The organism is Pseudomonas sp. M20 (assembly GCF_045037865.1).
Taxonomy (GTDB): domain Bacteria; phylum Pseudomonadota; class Gammaproteobacteria; order Pseudomonadales; family Pseudomonadaceae; genus Aquipseudomonas.
This window is the reverse complement of the sequence record NZ_CP173611.1, coordinates 6,527,997-6,542,062: the sequence shown is the minus strand read 5'-3', so window position 1 is coordinate 6,542,062 and position 14,066 is coordinate 6,527,997. Positions and strand designations below refer to the sequence as shown.

At 60.4% G+C, this 14,066-nt stretch carries 12 protein-coding genes; 3 read left to right on the top strand and 9 right to left on the bottom strand.

The genetic code is table 11. From position 1 onward, the window contains the following. Nucleotides 1-65: 65 nt before the first annotated feature. The 9 genes from ACI514_RS29160 to ACI514_RS29120 all read right to left on the bottom strand — a co-directional run bounded on the left by ACI514_RS29160 (nucleotide 66) and on the right by ACI514_RS29120 (nucleotide 9,494). Complete coding sequence (locus ACI514_RS29160; protein WP_038361911.1) at nucleotides 66-1,223, bottom strand: D-alanyl-D-alanine carboxypeptidase family protein; 1,158 nt, start codon at nucleotides 1,221-1,223, stop codon at nucleotides 66-68. A 185-nt stretch (nucleotides 1,224-1,408) separates the two neighbouring features. Then, on the bottom strand, nucleotides 1,409-2,419 hold the full coding sequence (locus tag ACI514_RS29155; RefSeq protein WP_007909599.1) for a septal ring lytic transglycosylase RlpA family protein: 1,011 nt from the start codon (nucleotides 2,417-2,419) through the stop codon (nucleotides 1,409-1,411). Then, nucleotides 2,419-3,429 (bottom strand): lytic murein transglycosylase B, encoded by a 1,011-nt coding sequence (gene mltB, locus ACI514_RS29150; protein WP_405122813.1) that lies wholly within the window; start codon nucleotides 3,427-3,429, stop codon nucleotides 2,419-2,421. The genes ACI514_RS29155 and mltB overlap by 1 nt, the downstream gene beginning before the upstream one ends. Nucleotides 3,430-3,446: 17 nt before the next feature. Beyond that, the gene (gene rodA, locus ACI514_RS29145; RefSeq protein WP_049802149.1) at nucleotides 3,447-4,550 is read right to left on the bottom strand and encodes a rod shape-determining protein RodA; all 1,104 of its coding nucleotides are present in this window, start codon (nucleotides 4,548-4,550) and stop codon (nucleotides 3,447-3,449) included. A gap of 31 nt (nucleotides 4,551-4,581) precedes the next feature. Further along, complete coding sequence (gene mrdA / locus ACI514_RS29140) at nucleotides 4,582-6,477, bottom strand: penicillin-binding protein 2 (protein WP_077574667.1); 1,896 nt, start codon at nucleotides 6,475-6,477, stop codon at nucleotides 4,582-4,584. 10 nt (nucleotides 6,478-6,487) lie between these two features. Further along, entirely contained in the window at nucleotides 6,488-6,955 is a 468-nt protein-coding gene (gene rlmH, locus ACI514_RS29135; protein WP_160059544.1) for a 23S rRNA (pseudouridine(1915)-N(3))-methyltransferase RlmH, read from the bottom strand. 9 nt (nucleotides 6,956-6,964) lie between these two features. Continuing rightward, complete coding sequence (rsfS, locus tag ACI514_RS29130; protein ID WP_160059545.1) at nucleotides 6,965-7,459, bottom strand: ribosome silencing factor; 495 nt, start codon at nucleotides 7,457-7,459, stop codon at nucleotides 6,965-6,967. Nucleotides 7,460-7,531: 72 nt separating this feature from the next. Further along, the gene (gene nadD, locus ACI514_RS29125; RefSeq protein ID WP_160059546.1) at nucleotides 7,532-8,254 is read right to left on the bottom strand and encodes a nicotinate-nucleotide adenylyltransferase; all 723 of its coding nucleotides are present in this window, start codon (nucleotides 8,252-8,254) and stop codon (nucleotides 7,532-7,534) included. Continuing rightward, nucleotides 8,223-9,494 carry a glutamate-5-semialdehyde dehydrogenase gene (locus ACI514_RS29120; protein WP_405122812.1) on the bottom strand — a complete coding sequence of 424 codons (1,272 nt, stop codon included), beginning with the start codon at nucleotides 9,492-9,494 and terminating at the stop codon, nucleotides 8,223-8,225. The genes nadD and ACI514_RS29120 overlap by 32 nt, the downstream gene beginning before the upstream one ends. Before the next feature lie 177 nt (nucleotides 9,495-9,671). Here ACI514_RS29120 and ACI514_RS29115 point away from each other — a divergent pair, with 177 nt between their 5' ends. The 3 genes from ACI514_RS29115 (at nucleotide 9,672) to ACI514_RS29105 (ending at nucleotide 14,047) form a co-directional block, all read left to right on the top strand. After that, a complete protein-coding gene (locus tag ACI514_RS29115) occupies nucleotides 9,672-10,367 on the top strand; it encodes a DNA-3-methyladenine glycosylase (protein WP_405122811.1) in 696 nt (231 codons plus the stop codon). A gap of 67 nt (nucleotides 10,368-10,434) precedes the next feature. Next, the gene (locus tag ACI514_RS29110; protein ID WP_160059549.1) at nucleotides 10,435-11,751 is read left to right on the top strand and encodes a bifunctional DedA family/phosphatase PAP2 family protein; all 1,317 of its coding nucleotides are present in this window, start codon (nucleotides 10,435-10,437) and stop codon (nucleotides 11,749-11,751) included. A gap of 316 nt (nucleotides 11,752-12,067) precedes the next feature. Next, a complete protein-coding gene (locus tag ACI514_RS29105; protein ID WP_405122810.1) occupies nucleotides 12,068-14,047 on the top strand; it encodes a hypothetical protein in 1,980 nt (659 codons plus the stop codon). The last annotated feature ends 19 nt before the right edge of the window (nucleotides 14,048-14,066 follow it).

The following is a 14,066-nucleotide window of genomic DNA, read 5'->3' as shown; positions in this document are numbered from 1 at the left end:
GCAAGCCGTGATAACGCGCATGGCCCCGCACCGGATCGGGGCGGGGCCATGCAGGTCAACACAAATCAGTTGAACAAGCCGTAGAAGAATAGACGGATGCTATCCCACATGCGGCGGAAGATACCACCCTCCTCGACGCCATCCAGAGCGATCAGGTCAGCGCTGTGCACGACCTTGTCTTCCAGTTTGACTTCGACTTTACCGATCACGTCGCCCTTGGCGATTGGCGCGGTCAGTTGCGGGTTCATGGTCATGCTCGCAGCAAGCTTCTTCAGCTGGCCTTTTGGCAGGGTCATGGTCAGGTCTTCAGCCAGGCCGGCCTTGACTTGATTGGTGGTGCCTTTCCACACCGGGGCCTGAGCCAGTTCGGTGCCCTTCTGATAGAAGGTCTGGGTTTCGAAGAAGCGGAAGCCGTAGGTCAGCAGCTTCTGGGTTTCAGCGGCGCGAGCCACTTCGCTGTTGGTGCCGAACACCACCGCGATCAGGCGCTGGCCGTCACGTACCGCCGAGGACACCATGCAGTAGCCGGCTTCGTCGGTGTGACCGGTTTTCAGACCGTCAACGGTCTTGTCGCGCCACAGCAGCAGGTTGCGGTTAGGCTGCTTGATGCCGTTCCAGAAGAACTCTTTCTGCGAGTAGATCGCGTAGTGAGCCGGATCTTCATGGATGATCGCACGGGCCAGGATCGCCATGTCGTGAGCCGACGAGTAGTGCTCAGGGTTTGGCAGACCGGTCGGGTTCATGAAGTGGGAATTGGTCATGCCCAGATCAGTCACAGTCTTGTTCATCAGGTCGGCAAATGCATCTTCGCTGCCGGCGATGTGCTCGGAGAGCGCCACGCTGGCGTCGTTGCCGGACTGGATGATGATGCCGTGCAGCAGGTCGCTGACAGTCACCTGCGAGCCGACTTTGATGAACATCCGCGAACCGCCGGTACGCCAGGCGTTTTCGCTGACGGTCACCGGATCGTTTTCACCGATCTGGCCACGACGGATTTCCAGGGTCGCGATGTACGCGGTCATCAGCTTGGTCAGGCTGGCCGGTGGCAGACGCTGGTCGCCATTGTTCTCGACCAGCACGTTGCCGCTGCTGGCATCCATCAGAACGTAGGCTTTGGCGGCCAGTTGCGGTGGCGACGGCATCATCTCGGCCGCGAAGGCGGCTGGCGAGAGGAGCAGCGGGACTAGCAGACACAGGCGTTTGGCAAAGGTGGTGATGTTCATCCGTCTCTCGAAATCGCTAATGGAAACTGTCCTTGCGGACAAAATTTAATCAGATGACTTTCTAACGAGCCATCGCGTGTTCAGTTGCTCACTCCAGTCACCCTTGCCGGGCTTTTGTTCTTCGACGAGCCAACAACCTGATTCGCCCCCCAATCGCTGGCGAATCGTCAATCAAGTTCTACGTATTACTCGGTAACCACACTTGGCGAACCAAGGTTGGCCAGGCGCACGCTGTTCTGCACTTGGGCAATTTCACCCGGCGAGCCGATCGGCCCCAGGCGAACCCGGTGCAGGGTCTGCTGATTGCGCACGATCGAGCTGATGAACACCGGAGCGCTCACCATCCCGCTGAGCTTCGACCTCAGGAGTTCTGCAGCGTCCGGGTTGGCGAACGCGCCCACCTGCAGATACTGGCCAGTTGCTGTTGCAGAAGCGTTTTTTTTTGCACTCATCGGCACAGGGACGGTGTCGGAGGCATGTTGCTGCGGCGGTGGCGTCCATTGCTCGACGGTGCCGGCCGACGCCGTGATCACCGGAGCGCTGTTCTGCGCGACCTGCGGCTCGTTGAGCATCAACGGTGCCGGACGGCCCTTGGCTGCCCAGTATTGCTGCGGATCGATGCCTTCAACCTTGACGCGCGCGGTGCCGGTTTCGGCGTAACCGAGTTTTTTCGCGGCGGCGTAGGACAAGTCGATGATGCGATCGGAATAGAACGGCCCACGGTCGTTGACGCGCAGGATCACTGTTCGGTTGTTGTCCAGGTTGGTTACCCGAACGTAACTTGGCAGTGGCAATGTCTTGTGTGCGGCACTCATGCCGTACAGGTCGTAAACCTCGCCATTGGCGGTGTTCTGACCGTGAAACTTGGTGCCGTACCAGGACGCCGTGCCGGAAGCGACATAGGTCTTGGATTCCTGCAACGGGAAGTAGGTCTTGCCCAGTACAGTGTACGGGTTGGCCTTGTACGGGCCGGTGTGCAGGGTTGGCGTGGCATCCGGGATGCGCGACACATCGACGTCCCACCAAGGCGCGCCGTCTTTGTGCGCGCGATTGATGTCCAGGCCAGGCTGCGCCCGCACGGCGGTATTGGAGGTTTTCGGCGTCGGGGAACGGCTGGTCGTGCAGCTGGCGACCAATACCGCCAACGCAGCGAATGCCACCAGCTTCAGGGGTTTATTGTTAGGCAATGCCCGCATTACTTGACGCCCCGTGCTTGTACCAGCTGTTCAGACAGTTGATGTACGGCCATGGCGTACATCACGCTGCGGTTATAACGCGTGATCGCGTAGAAATTCTTCAGGCCCATCCAGTATTCAGGGCCGTTCTCGCCTTCGAGGCGAAATGCAGTAACCGGCATATCATCGCGCAGCGCATCATGACTTGACCAGCCCAGCGCCCGCAACTCTCCAACCGTTTTCGTCGGTTCGATGCCGGTGGTCAGGCCTTCATCGACCTGCTCGCCACGGACATCGGCGCGACTGACCACAGGTTCACCCGCGACCCAGCCGTGCCGCTTGAAATAGCTCGCTACGCTGCCAATCGCATCATCCGGGTTGTTCCAGATATTGATGTGGCCATCACCGTCGAAATCCACCGCATACGCGCGAAAGCTGCTCGGCATGAACTGCGGCAGGCCCATCGCCCCGGCGTACGAGCCTTTGAGGGTCAGCGGGTCGACCTGATCTTCGCGCGCCAGCAGCAGGAACTCACGCAGTTCCTTGCGGAAAAATTCGGCACGGGGAGGATAGTCGAAACCGAGCGTCGACAAGGCATCGATCACCCGGTAATTACCGGTATTACGTCCGAAAAAGGTTTCAACACCGATGATCGACACGATGACTTGTGCCGGTACGCCGTATTCCTGCTCGGCACGGGCCAGTGTCGCCTCGTGCTGACGCCAGAAATCCACACCACGGGCGATACGCGCGTCGGTGATGAACATCGGACGGTATTCTTTCCACTGCTTGACGCGCTCTGCAGGTCTGGAAATGGCGTCGAGAATCGCCTGTTTGCGCTGAGCCTCGCGGAACACCGCCATCAATTGCTCACCGGCGAAACCGTAGTCGCGGGTCATTTCACCGACGAACTCGGCCACCTGAGGCGAGCCTTCGTATTCGCCGGCCAGCGCTTCCTGCACACCGCCCAGGAGGCCCATCAGGCCTACCACTGGCGCGCATCGAGTCGCCCAGCCACGCATTACTTGCATTGCACTCTTCACCTTATTCAAACCTGTGCGATCCACTTGCGATGGGTATGGATCGACATCAAAACCCCAAACGCTGACAGCAGCGTCACCAGCGAAGTTCCGCCGTAGCTAATGAACGGCAACGGCACCCCTACGACCGGCAACAGGCCACTGACCATACCGATGTTGACGAAAACGTAAACAAAAAACGTCATGGTCAACGCACCGGCGAGCAATTTGCCGAATAGCGTTTGCGCCTGAGCGGTGATCACCAGCCCCCGGCCAATTAACAATAGATAGATCAGCAGCAGCGCGCAGATGCCCACCAGACCGAATTCTTCGCCGAGTACAGCGATGATGAAGTCGGTATGGCTTTCCGGCAGGAAGTCCAGGTGTGACTGGGTGCCGAGCAGCCAGCCCTTGCCGAACACGCCGCCGGAACCGATCGCGGCTTTCGACTGAATGATGTTCCAGCCGGTACCGAGCGGATCGCTTTCCGGGTCGAGGAAGGTCAGGATTCGCTGCTTCTGGTAGTCGTGCATGATGAAAAACCACATCGCCACCGACACCGGAATCGCGGCGGCCAGCACGCTGAGAATCCAGCGCCAGCGCAGCCCGCCCATGAACAAGACGAATGCACCGCCCGCCAGAATCAGCAGCGAAGTGCCCAGATCGGGCTGGCGCACGATCAGCGCGAACGGCACGCCGATCAGCATCAGGCTGATGCCGACATGCTTGAGTTGCGGCGGCAACGTGCGCTTGGACAGATACCAGGCGATGGTCGCCGGCATCAGGATCTTCATGAACTCCGAGGGCTGAAAGCGGATTACCCCGGGGATGTTGATCCAGCGCGTCGCACCCATGGCGTTGTGGCCCATGATGTCCACCACCAACAGCAGCACCACGCCGATCACATAGCCGAGCGGCACCCAACGCGCCATGAAACGCGGCTCGAACTGGGCGATGATGATCATCGAGACCAGACCGATACCGAACGAAGTGGCCTGTTTGGCCAGCAGGTCCCAGCTTTTGCCGCTGGCGGAATACAGCACAAACAGACTGCCGGCGGCGAGGATCAGCAGCAGGATCAACAAGGGACCATCGATATGCAGTCTTTGCAGCAACGTCGCGCGGCGACGCATCACATCCTCACTGGAGAGCATGCGATCAAAGTTATTCATCACGGGCCGTAGCCTCCGCACTGATTGGGCTGGCGTATTCGGCCTTCAAACGTCCGTCCTGATCGAGCAGCCAGGCGTCCATGACCTGACGCACCACTGGCGCCGCGACGCCGGAGCCGGACTCACCGTTCTCGACCATCACCGATACGACGATTTTCGGGTCATCAGCCGGGGCAAAACCTACGAACAAGGCGTGGTCGCGGTGGCGCTCCTGAACCTTGGAGCGGTCGTATTTCTCGCCTTGCTTGATCGCCACGACCTGCGCCGTGCCGGACTTGCCGGCGATGCGATATTGCGCGCCGATCGCCGCTTTGCGCGCAGTACCTCGAGCGCCGTGCATCACCTGCTGCATGCCGTGGTTGACCTTGTTCCAGTCGGACGGATCGCGCAGGACAATGTCCGGCATCGGATTCTCGTCAACCGGTTTCACCCCTTCGAGGGATTTGGCCAGATGCGGACGATTCCAGATGCCTTTGTTGGCGACCAGCGCCGTGGCCTGAGCCAGTTGCAGCGGAGTTGATTGCATGTAGCCCTGGCCGATCCCGAGGATCAGGGTTTCACCCGGGAACCACGCCTGTTTACGCGTCGCCCGTTTCCATTCGCGGGACGGCATCAGGCCGGGGGATTCTTCGAACATGTCCAGCGAGACCTTCTGGCCGATGCCGAACTTGTTCATGTAGGTGGACAACCGATCGATGCCGAGCTTGTGCGCCAGGTCATAGAAGTAGGTGTCGTTGGACCGCATGATCGCCGTGTCGAGGTCGACGAAGCCGTCACCGGTGCGGTTCCAGTTACGGTATTTGTGATCGTAGTTGGGCAGCATGTAGTAGCCCGGGTCGAACACCCGGCTGGATGCCGTGACCACGCCGGAATCGAGACCGGCAATTGCCACCGCCGGTTTGATCGTCGAGCCTGGCGGGTACAGACCGCGCAGTACACGGTTGAACAATGGCCGGTCGATGGAATCACGCAATTCGGCATACGCCTTGAAGCTGATCCCGGTGACGAACAGGTTCGGGTCGAAACTCGGCTGGCTGACCATCGCCAGCACTTCGCCGGTCTTCGGGTCCAGCGCAACCACCGCACCACGACGCCCGCCGAGGGCAGCCTCGGCCGCTTCCTGCAGTTTGATGTCCAGGCTCAGTACAATGTCCTTGCCGGGAATCGGATCGGTACGCTTGAGCACGCGCAACACACGGCCACGGGCGTTGGTCTCGACTTCTTCGTAACCGACCTGACCGTGCAATTCCGGCTCGTAGAAACGCTCGATGCCGGTTTTGCCGATGTGGTGGGTGCCGCTGTAGTTGACCGGATCGAGGCTCTTCAGCTCTTTCTCGTTGATCCGCCCCATGTAACCGACCGAGTGCGCAAAATGCGCGCCCTGCGGATAGTGACGAACCAGCTGCGCGACCACTTCCACGCCCGGCAGGCGGAACTGGTTGACCGCGATGCGGGCGATCTGCTCTTCGCTCAGCTCGAACAGGATCGGCACCGGCTCGAATGGCCGGCGCCCCTGACGCATGCGCTTCTCGAAAATCACCCGGTCCTCGGGCGTCAGCTCCAGCACTTCGACGATGACGTCGAGCACTTGCTGCCAGTCGCCGGAGCGCTCGCGGGTCATGCTCAGGCTGAAGCTCGGACGGTTGTCCGCCACCACCACGCCATTACGGTCGAAAATCAGCCCGCGCGTCGGCGGAATCGGCTGCACGTGAACGCGGTTGTTTTCCGAGAGCGTCGAGTGGTACTCGTACTGGATCACCTGCAAGTAATACAGCCGCGCGATCAGCACACCGATCAACAGCATGATCGCAATGGCCCCGAACACGACGCGGCTACGCACCAGGCGTGCGTCCTTTTCGTGGTCCTTGATGCGGATCGGCTGAGACATGAGGGCTGGATTACTTGTGGTAAGGGTGACCGGACAACACGGTCCAGGCACGATACAACTGTTCGCCGATCAGGATCCGCACCAGCGGGTGCGGCAACGTCAGCGGCGACAACGACCAGCGCTGGTCGGCACGGGCACAGACTTCCGGCGCCAGCCCTTCCGGGCCACCGACCATGAAATTGACCGTGCGCGAATCCAGCCGCCAACGGTCGAGTTCGACCGCCAGCTTCTCGGTGCTCCAGGGTTTGCCGTGGACTTCCAGCGTGACGATCCGCTCGTTCGGCCCGACCTTGGCCAACATGGCTTCGCCTTCCTGGCGGATGAAACGGGCCACGTCGGCATTCTTGCCACGGGTATTGAGCGGTATTTCCACCAGTTCCAGCGCCAGCTCGGACGGAAGACGCTTGGCATATTCATGCCAGCCTTCTTCCACCCATTTGGGCATGCGTGAACCGACGGCGATCAGGCGCAGTCGCACAGCAATCCCTTACAGCTGGTCTTTGTTGAGCTTGGTGAAATGCTCGTGGGTGTTTTCCGGGCTGTGGTGCTTGGCGTCGGCCGCACGGCTCTGCTCGGCACCGGCCCACAGGCGCTCCAGATCGTAGAACTGACGTGCCGAGGCGGTCATCATGTGCACGATCACCAGGTCAAGGTCGAGCAGCACCCAATCGCTGTCGCCCTTGCCTTCTTCGCCCAGCGGCTTGGCGCCCTGCTTTTTGACTTCTTCGCGAACCTTGTCGAGCATCGCGTTGATCTGGCGGTTGGACGTACCGGTGGCGATGATCATGTAGTCAGTGATGCTCTGCTTGTCGCGAACATCAATGATCTGGATATCTTGTGCCTTGACGTCTTCCAGCGCAGCTACAGCCAGCTTGACCAGCTCGTCGCCCTTCAGCGGCTCATTGGTGTTGACCGGTTCTGGCAGCGGGGCGCTCTTGAACGTGCCTTTGCGCTTAACTTTGCTTACGTCTTTGTTAGTCATATAAAACTCGTTTTGCTCGTATATTCGGCGGCTTGGCGACACGTGGATTCGTATCAGTGAAGCACGCCTTGTTCAGTTCGACGCACGGTACAGACCGTGCGCATCGATGTAGGCCAGGACCGCGTCGGGCACCAGGAAACGTACCGACTTACCGCTGGCCAGCAGTTGACGGATCTGGGTGGCGGAAACCGCGAGCGGTGTCTGCCAGACGAATGCAATCTGTCCGCTCGGCCCCTTCAGGGCCAGCGGGTCGCTCACCGAGCGCGCTGCCAGCAGGTTGCGCAAGGCATCCGGCGGTTCGCTGTCGGCGTCCGGGCGCTGTAGCACCAGGATGTGGCAATGCTGGAGCAACTCTTCCCAGCGGTGCCAAGTGGGCAGGCCGCAAAATGCGTCCCAGCCCAAAAGCAGAAAAACCTGGGTCTCGGCGGGCATTTCAGCGCGCATCGACTCCAGGGTATCAATGGTCCAGGACGGCTTGTCCCGCTGCAATTCGCGGGCGTCCACCACCAGTGGCGGCATTCCGGCCACCGCACACTCGACCATCGCCAGCCGATCCTGCGCCGACACCTGCGGTGTACCGCGATGTGGCGGCCGCGCATTCGGCATCAGGCGCAACTCATCGAGCGCCAACGCTTCGGCGACTTCCAGCCCACCGCGCAAATGGCCGATGTGCACCGGGTCGAACGTGCCGCCCAGAACGCCGATGCGCTGCGGACGGGTTTCGCTGCCGGTTTGCGGCGCTGTCAGGTCGAGGTCGGTCAAGTCAGACCGGCGCCTGGCCGCGCAACTGGCCATCACCGACCACGATGTACTTCTCGCAGGTCAGTCCTTCGAGACCCACCGGGCCGCGGGCGTGCAGCTTATCAGTAGAAATGCCGATCTCGGCACCCAATCCGTATTCAAATCCATCAGCGAAGCAGGTCGGGGTGTTGATCATCACCGACGCCGAGTCGACTTCCGCCACAAAACGCCGGGTGTCGGCGAGGTTTTCGCTGACGATCGAGTCGGTGTGATGGGAGCCGTAATGGTTGATGTGTTCGATGGCTTGATCCAGACCGTCGACCACACGGATCGACAGGATCGGCGCCAGATATTCGGTGCTCCAGTCGTCTTCGCTGGCGGCAACGGCGTCGATGATCGCCCGGGTGCGCTCGCAGCCGCGCAGTTCGACGCCTTTTTCGCGGAACTGCGCCGCCATCGACGGCAGGAAATCTTGCGCAACCGTGTGATCGACCAGCAACGTCTCCATCGCACCGCAGATGCCATAACGATAAGTCTTGGCATTGAAAGCGATGCGCTGGGCTTTCGCCAGATCGGCGTGGGCACTGACGTAAACGTGACAGATGCCGTCCAGATGCTTGATCACCGGTACGCGGGCATCGCGGCTGATGCGTTCGATCAGGCCACGGCCACCGCGCGGCACGATCACGTCGACGTACTCGGGCATGGTGATCATCGCGCCAACGGCGGCACGGTCGGTGGTTTCGACCACTTGCACCACGGCGCCGGGCAACTCGGCCTCGGCCAGACCGCGTTGGATGCACGCGGCAATTGCCCGGTTGGAGTGAATCGCTTCGGAGCCACCGCGCAGGATGGTCGCGTTGCCGGACTTCAGGCACAGACTCGCAGCATCGATGGTCACGTTGGGACGAGCTTCATAGATGATCCCGATCACGCCCAGCGGCACGCGCATCTTGCCGACCTGAATCCCCGACGGACGGAAGCTCATGTCACGGATCGCACCGACCGGGTCCGGCAGTGCCGCGACCTGACGCAAACCGACGATCATGCCGTCGATGCGCGCCGGGGTCAGCTCCAGACGCTCCAGCAGTGCCGGCTCCAGACCATTGGCGCGACCGGCAGCCAGATCCTGTTCATTGGCTGCAGCAAGCTCGGCACGCGCGGCGTCCAAGGCATTGGCAGCGGCCTGCAGGGCGCGGTTTTTCTGCGCGGTGCTGGCACGGCCGATGACGCGGGAGGCTTCGCGGGCGGCGCGACCCAATCGGGTCATGTAGTCAAGAACGGACTCAGTCATGGTCTGCTGGGGTCTTGGCAAAGAGGAAAGCGGCAGATTATAGCTGTCGCGTCCCGGGACTAACAGCGGTGACGGGCGGATGGTCAAAATGAACGCAGATTCACCAGCGTTCAGGCCCAATTAAGCCGTGCGTTGTTATCATCACGACCTCCTGAGTCTGGATAAACGTTGCCTGCCATGTCCAACCTGACCGTTCGCCACCGCGCCGAACGCCTCCCGCTGGGGCTGCCGGACGCCTTTTTCGACCGAGATGCGCAAGTGCTGGCGCAGGATCTGCTCGGCAAAGTCATTCGCCACCGGGTTGGGGATCTGTGGCTGAGCGCGCGAATCATTGAAACCGAAGCCTATTACTGCGCAGAAAAGGGCAGCCACGCGTCCCTCGGCTACACAGAAAAGCGTAAGGCTTTGTTTCTGGATGGCGGGCACATCTATATGTACTACGCCCGTGGCGGTGATTCGCTGAACTTCAGTGCGCAGGGCCCGGGCAATGCGGTATTGATCAAATCCGCCTATCCGTGGGTCGATGAAATCAGCGGGCCGGCGAGTCTGGCGCAGATGCTGTTGAACAATCCCGATGCTCAGGGACGTGCGCGCCCTTCGCAAAAGCTTTGCGCCGGGCAGACCCTGCTGTGCAAGGCGCTGGGGCTGAAAGTACCAGTGTGGGATGCCAAACGTTTCGATCATGAAGTCCTTCTGGTAGAAGACACCGGGCCTGCGCCCTCGCACATCATTCAGACCACCCGCCTGGGTATCCCCCATGGCCGGGACGAACACTTGATGTACCGCTTCGTCGATGCGACTTACGCGCAATGGTGCACGCGGAACCCGCTGCGACGCGGTCAGGTCGAAGGCCGGGATTATTTTCTGCTGTAAACACACGCCCCTGCGGGCTGCCGACGGCTGCGCCTGCCGGGTTAATCAATGATTGGAGTTTTTTGGTATGGGCCCATGGCTCGATAGCGTGACCGGGTGGCTGGCGGCCAATCCACAATGGCTGGCTGCTGCGGTGTTCATTGTTGCTATGGTGGAATGCCTGGCGATTGCCGGCTTGATCGTACCGGGCACGGTGCTGCTGTTTGCCATCGCCGTTCTGGCCGGTAGCGGCGCACTGTCGCTGAGCGAGACCCTGTTGCTGGGGTTTCTAGGCGGGATTCTCGGCGACGCCGTTTCGTATTTCCTCGGCCGCCACTTTCACCAGAACATCCGTCGTCTGCCGGGACTGCGTCATCATCCAGAATGGATGGCTGGCGCCGAGTCGTATTTCCAGCGCTACGGCATCGCCAGCCTGCTGGTCGGTCGCTTTATCGGACCGTTGCGGCCGATGCTGCCCATGGTCGCCGGCATGTGCGACATGCCCTTCCCCCGCTTCGCCGCTGTCAGCCTGCTGGCCGCCGCTGGCTGGAGCCTAGCCTATCTGCTGCCGGGCTGGGCCACCGGCGCGGCCTTCCGGCTGCCATTGCCTGAGGGGTTCTGGCTGCAAGCCGGGATTGTCGCCGGCAGTATTGCGGCAATGGTCGGCCTCAGTGTGAACAGCAGCCTGCGCCGTCACCGCCGCGCAACGATCTGGATCAGCAGCATGAGCCTGTTGATTCTGATCGGGCTGTTCATCGGCTATCCGTATTTGACAGCGCTTGATCAAGGCGTGATGACGCTGGTGCAGGAGCATCGCCAGCCGGTACTGGACGAAGTGGCCGTCACGCTGACGTTGATCGGCGAATTCCGCAACATGCTGATGTTCAGCGCGCTGCTCGTCGCCCTGCTGTTAGTGTGCCGCCAATGGCGCCAAGCGCTGTTCGCGGTGGGCACGCTGTTGGTGACCGCGCTGGCCAACACCGGGACGAAGTATTTCTTCGCTAGGGTGCGCCCGGAAGTGCTGACCGATCCGCTGACCACTTACAGCATGCCCAGCGGCCATGCCTCAGGTTCCTTCGCACTGTTTCTGACCTTGGCCGTACTCGCGGGCCGTGGCCAGCCGCCGCGTATGCGCCTGACCTGGCTGCTGATCGGCTGCATCCCTGCACTGGCCATCGCCTTGTCGCGGGTCTACCTGGGCGCGCACTGGCCGACCGACGTATTGGCTGGTGCCATGCTGGCCAGTTGCGTCTGCGCCGCCAGCCTGTGGCTGAGCCAGCGCTCGACGGCCCTTAATCCCATGCCATTCAAAGTGTGGTGGTTGATTTTGCCGGCCATGGTGGCGATGTTCGGTTTCTTTGTGCTTCGACACTTGCCTCACACGCTGTTGCGCTATGCCTATTAATTAAGCGCTAACAACCCTTAATGTCTCCACGCTGCTCTTTTAGGAAGTTTCCGACGAGAGCAGCGCTATTACCTCACTCCAACTTTCTCTTCCACGGTAACTTTTCCCTAGTTACCCGATGAAAAAACCCCGTTCAATACGCCCTAAAAATCCAAGTTACACATTTAACGCAACGCAAGGTACTCACTGCTTTCACTCATCTGAAAAACCATTAGATTGACTCGCTCACCCTTCAACTTAATGACTGTTCATAAAAACCCTAAGACAGTTTTACAAACTTTCGGGGATTTATTGATCAGTTGATTTCGAGTCAGTCATGAGTCCGAAAATACCGCGTAAACGTCCATATTCCACACTTCAACAATCAGACCCGATCAGCAGCCCCGACACACCGCTCACCACCGGAGCGGCCGCCGGCTATCGACTGTCCGGTTTGCCTGATTACGCAACGCCGCTCCAGCCCGGCAGCGCCCGCACGGGAGCGGATACGCCCCAGACGCCCGCCGTGGTTATCCGCGACATGCCAATGCAAAGCCAGACCATTGCCGCCGGGTCGCTGGACAATTACTGGCTGAACGAAAACTTTTTGCGCGGGATGAAACCGGCGGACGACGACGGCATTCGCTGGATCGTCGGGCGTCGATTCGCCGACGTCGAATGGGAAGGCAGCCTGCACACGACCCATGTCGACCTTGACGCGTCCGGCGTCTACCGCAGCAAACTGCTGACCGAACGCCAGCCTTCCGGCCCGCGTCTGTACAAGAATGAGGGTCGGCCGACCTGGCGCTTGACCGAACAGCCCGTCAAACGACCTCGCCCGGCGCGCCTGCCGACCTACTTTGATAAAAGCCGCTACACCGTCTCGTCACGTTCGCCGGATGCCCAAGGCTATTACGAGTTCACCCCGACGCGCAGTACCAGCCAGTCCGACATCCGGTTTGCGTTCAAGGACAGCTCCGCCAACTGGTTCGAAGTGGATCCCCCCGTCGCAGGATTCGGTGCAGAACCCACGCACTTGAAACACTGGACCGATCAGGAGATTTGGCTGCTGTACGACATTAAAGGTGCGGATATCCCACGGTTACGCGCCGAGGCACACGCCATCGGCAAAGCGCCGCCCTGGGTCGAATCGGTTTCCAGCGACTCTCCGCCCAAAGAACTCGCGAACAATGCCTTGCGCTGGCTGCATCCGGACATGACCCTGAAACAACGCAAGACATTACTGCAGTCCTACAATTTGCTGCCCAGCCAATTGCTGCGCCTGCAGCAGGAGATGACGAGCGGGCAAGGTTTCCCGCAGTGGGCTCAGGCGCACAAACGCCTGACTGAAGAGGTCAACAATCCCCAGCGCCTCGAGCAGTGGAGCCAGACCGCCGTCGAGGACCTCAACCTCAAACGCGATGCCCGGCATGACTGGTACAGCCCAAAGGCCAGCCTGACGCGCGAGGTGCGTGAAGCACTCCTGAACAGGCTCGGCTATTTACGCAACCAGAACAATTGCCTGTACCGCACAGACATTCCGGCGCTGTTTCGCGGCGATGAACGCACGCCCTTCGAGCTCGCCAAGGACGGTTTCATGCTGCCGCGCTATCACCACAAGCCCGGCGCCACGACGCACAAGCCGATGAGCGCTACCTTCAGTCTCAAAGAAGGAAAGATGTATGCCAGCGCCCCGGATCCTGAGTACTTGCGCTTCAACCGTCAGACCAACAAATACCCCGGACGCGAAAGGCACGAATCGTCCTCGGACAGTGACTCAAATGATGCCAACAACGCCAGTGACACCGACAGCATCGACTCTTCCGATTGGTCTGACCCGGGCACTTCGGTCCCATGGAATTACGAACGAAATTACAGACGCACCCGCGAAAAGCAGAACGAAATGTTTCTGTACGTCCTGGATACACGCCAACTGGAAGTCGTCCCCCACGAAGAAAACATGAGTTTCAATTCAGAGGCCATCAAGACACCCACGACCTGGTTTCCGTCCGATGACTTCGAAGGATTGGTTTCGGTGACCCGCAGCGGTCTGGAGTCAGATCGTATCTGGCTGCTGAACTCCTCCCTTACCAAAGCGGTGCAGATCGACCACCTCCTGGAGCAGGCCGGCGCAAGCGCCAAGCGCATCAAAGCCGCCACCCATGCAGGACACCGCAACAAATTCGAATACGACCAATTGATCGACAAGACCGAGGCCGCAGGCAAGCCCGTGCTCAGGCTGTCGGGCAACGGTAACGAATTTGCCTACGACATCAGCTGGCCAGACGTGCATACGCCGACGACTCAGAACCCGTAAAAAACCGGTACGGACACCG

Coding starts and splice junctions, on each gene's coding strand:
- ACI514_RS29110 (WP_160059549.1), top strand. CDS start 10,435: ATGGGCCCATGGCTCGATAGCGTGACCGGGTGGCTGGCGGCCAATCCA.
- mrdA (WP_077574667.1), bottom strand. CDS start 6,477: ATGTCTCAGCCGATCCGCATCAAGGACCACGAAAAGGACGCACGCCTG.
- rsfS (WP_160059545.1), bottom strand. CDS start 7,459: ATGACTAACAAAGACGTAAGCAAAGTTAAGCGCAAAGGCACGTTCAAG.
- mltB (WP_405122813.1), bottom strand. CDS start 3,429: ATGCAAGTAATGCGTGGCTGGGCGACTCGATGCGCGCCAGTGGTAGGC.
- ACI514_RS29115 (WP_405122811.1), top strand. CDS start 9,672: ATGTCCAACCTGACCGTTCGCCACCGCGCCGAACGCCTCCCGCTGGGG.
- ACI514_RS29155 (WP_007909599.1), bottom strand. CDS start 2,419: ATGCGGGCATTGCCTAACAATAAACCCCTGAAGCTGGTGGCATTCGCT.
- ACI514_RS29120 (WP_405122812.1), bottom strand. CDS start 9,494: ATGACTGAGTCCGTTCTTGACTACATGACCCGATTGGGTCGCGCCGCC.
- nadD (WP_160059546.1), bottom strand. CDS start 8,254: ATGGCCAGTTGCGCGGCCAGGCGCCGGTCTGACTTGACCGACCTCGAC.
- rodA (WP_049802149.1), bottom strand. CDS start 4,550: ATGCGTCGCCGCGCGACGTTGCTGCAAAGACTGCATATCGATGGTCCC.
- ACI514_RS29160 (WP_038361911.1), bottom strand. CDS start 1,223: ATGAACATCACCACCTTTGCCAAACGCCTGTGTCTGCTAGTCCCGCTG.
- ACI514_RS29105 (WP_405122810.1), top strand. CDS start 12,068: ATGAGTCCGAAAATACCGCGTAAACGTCCATATTCCACACTTCAACAA.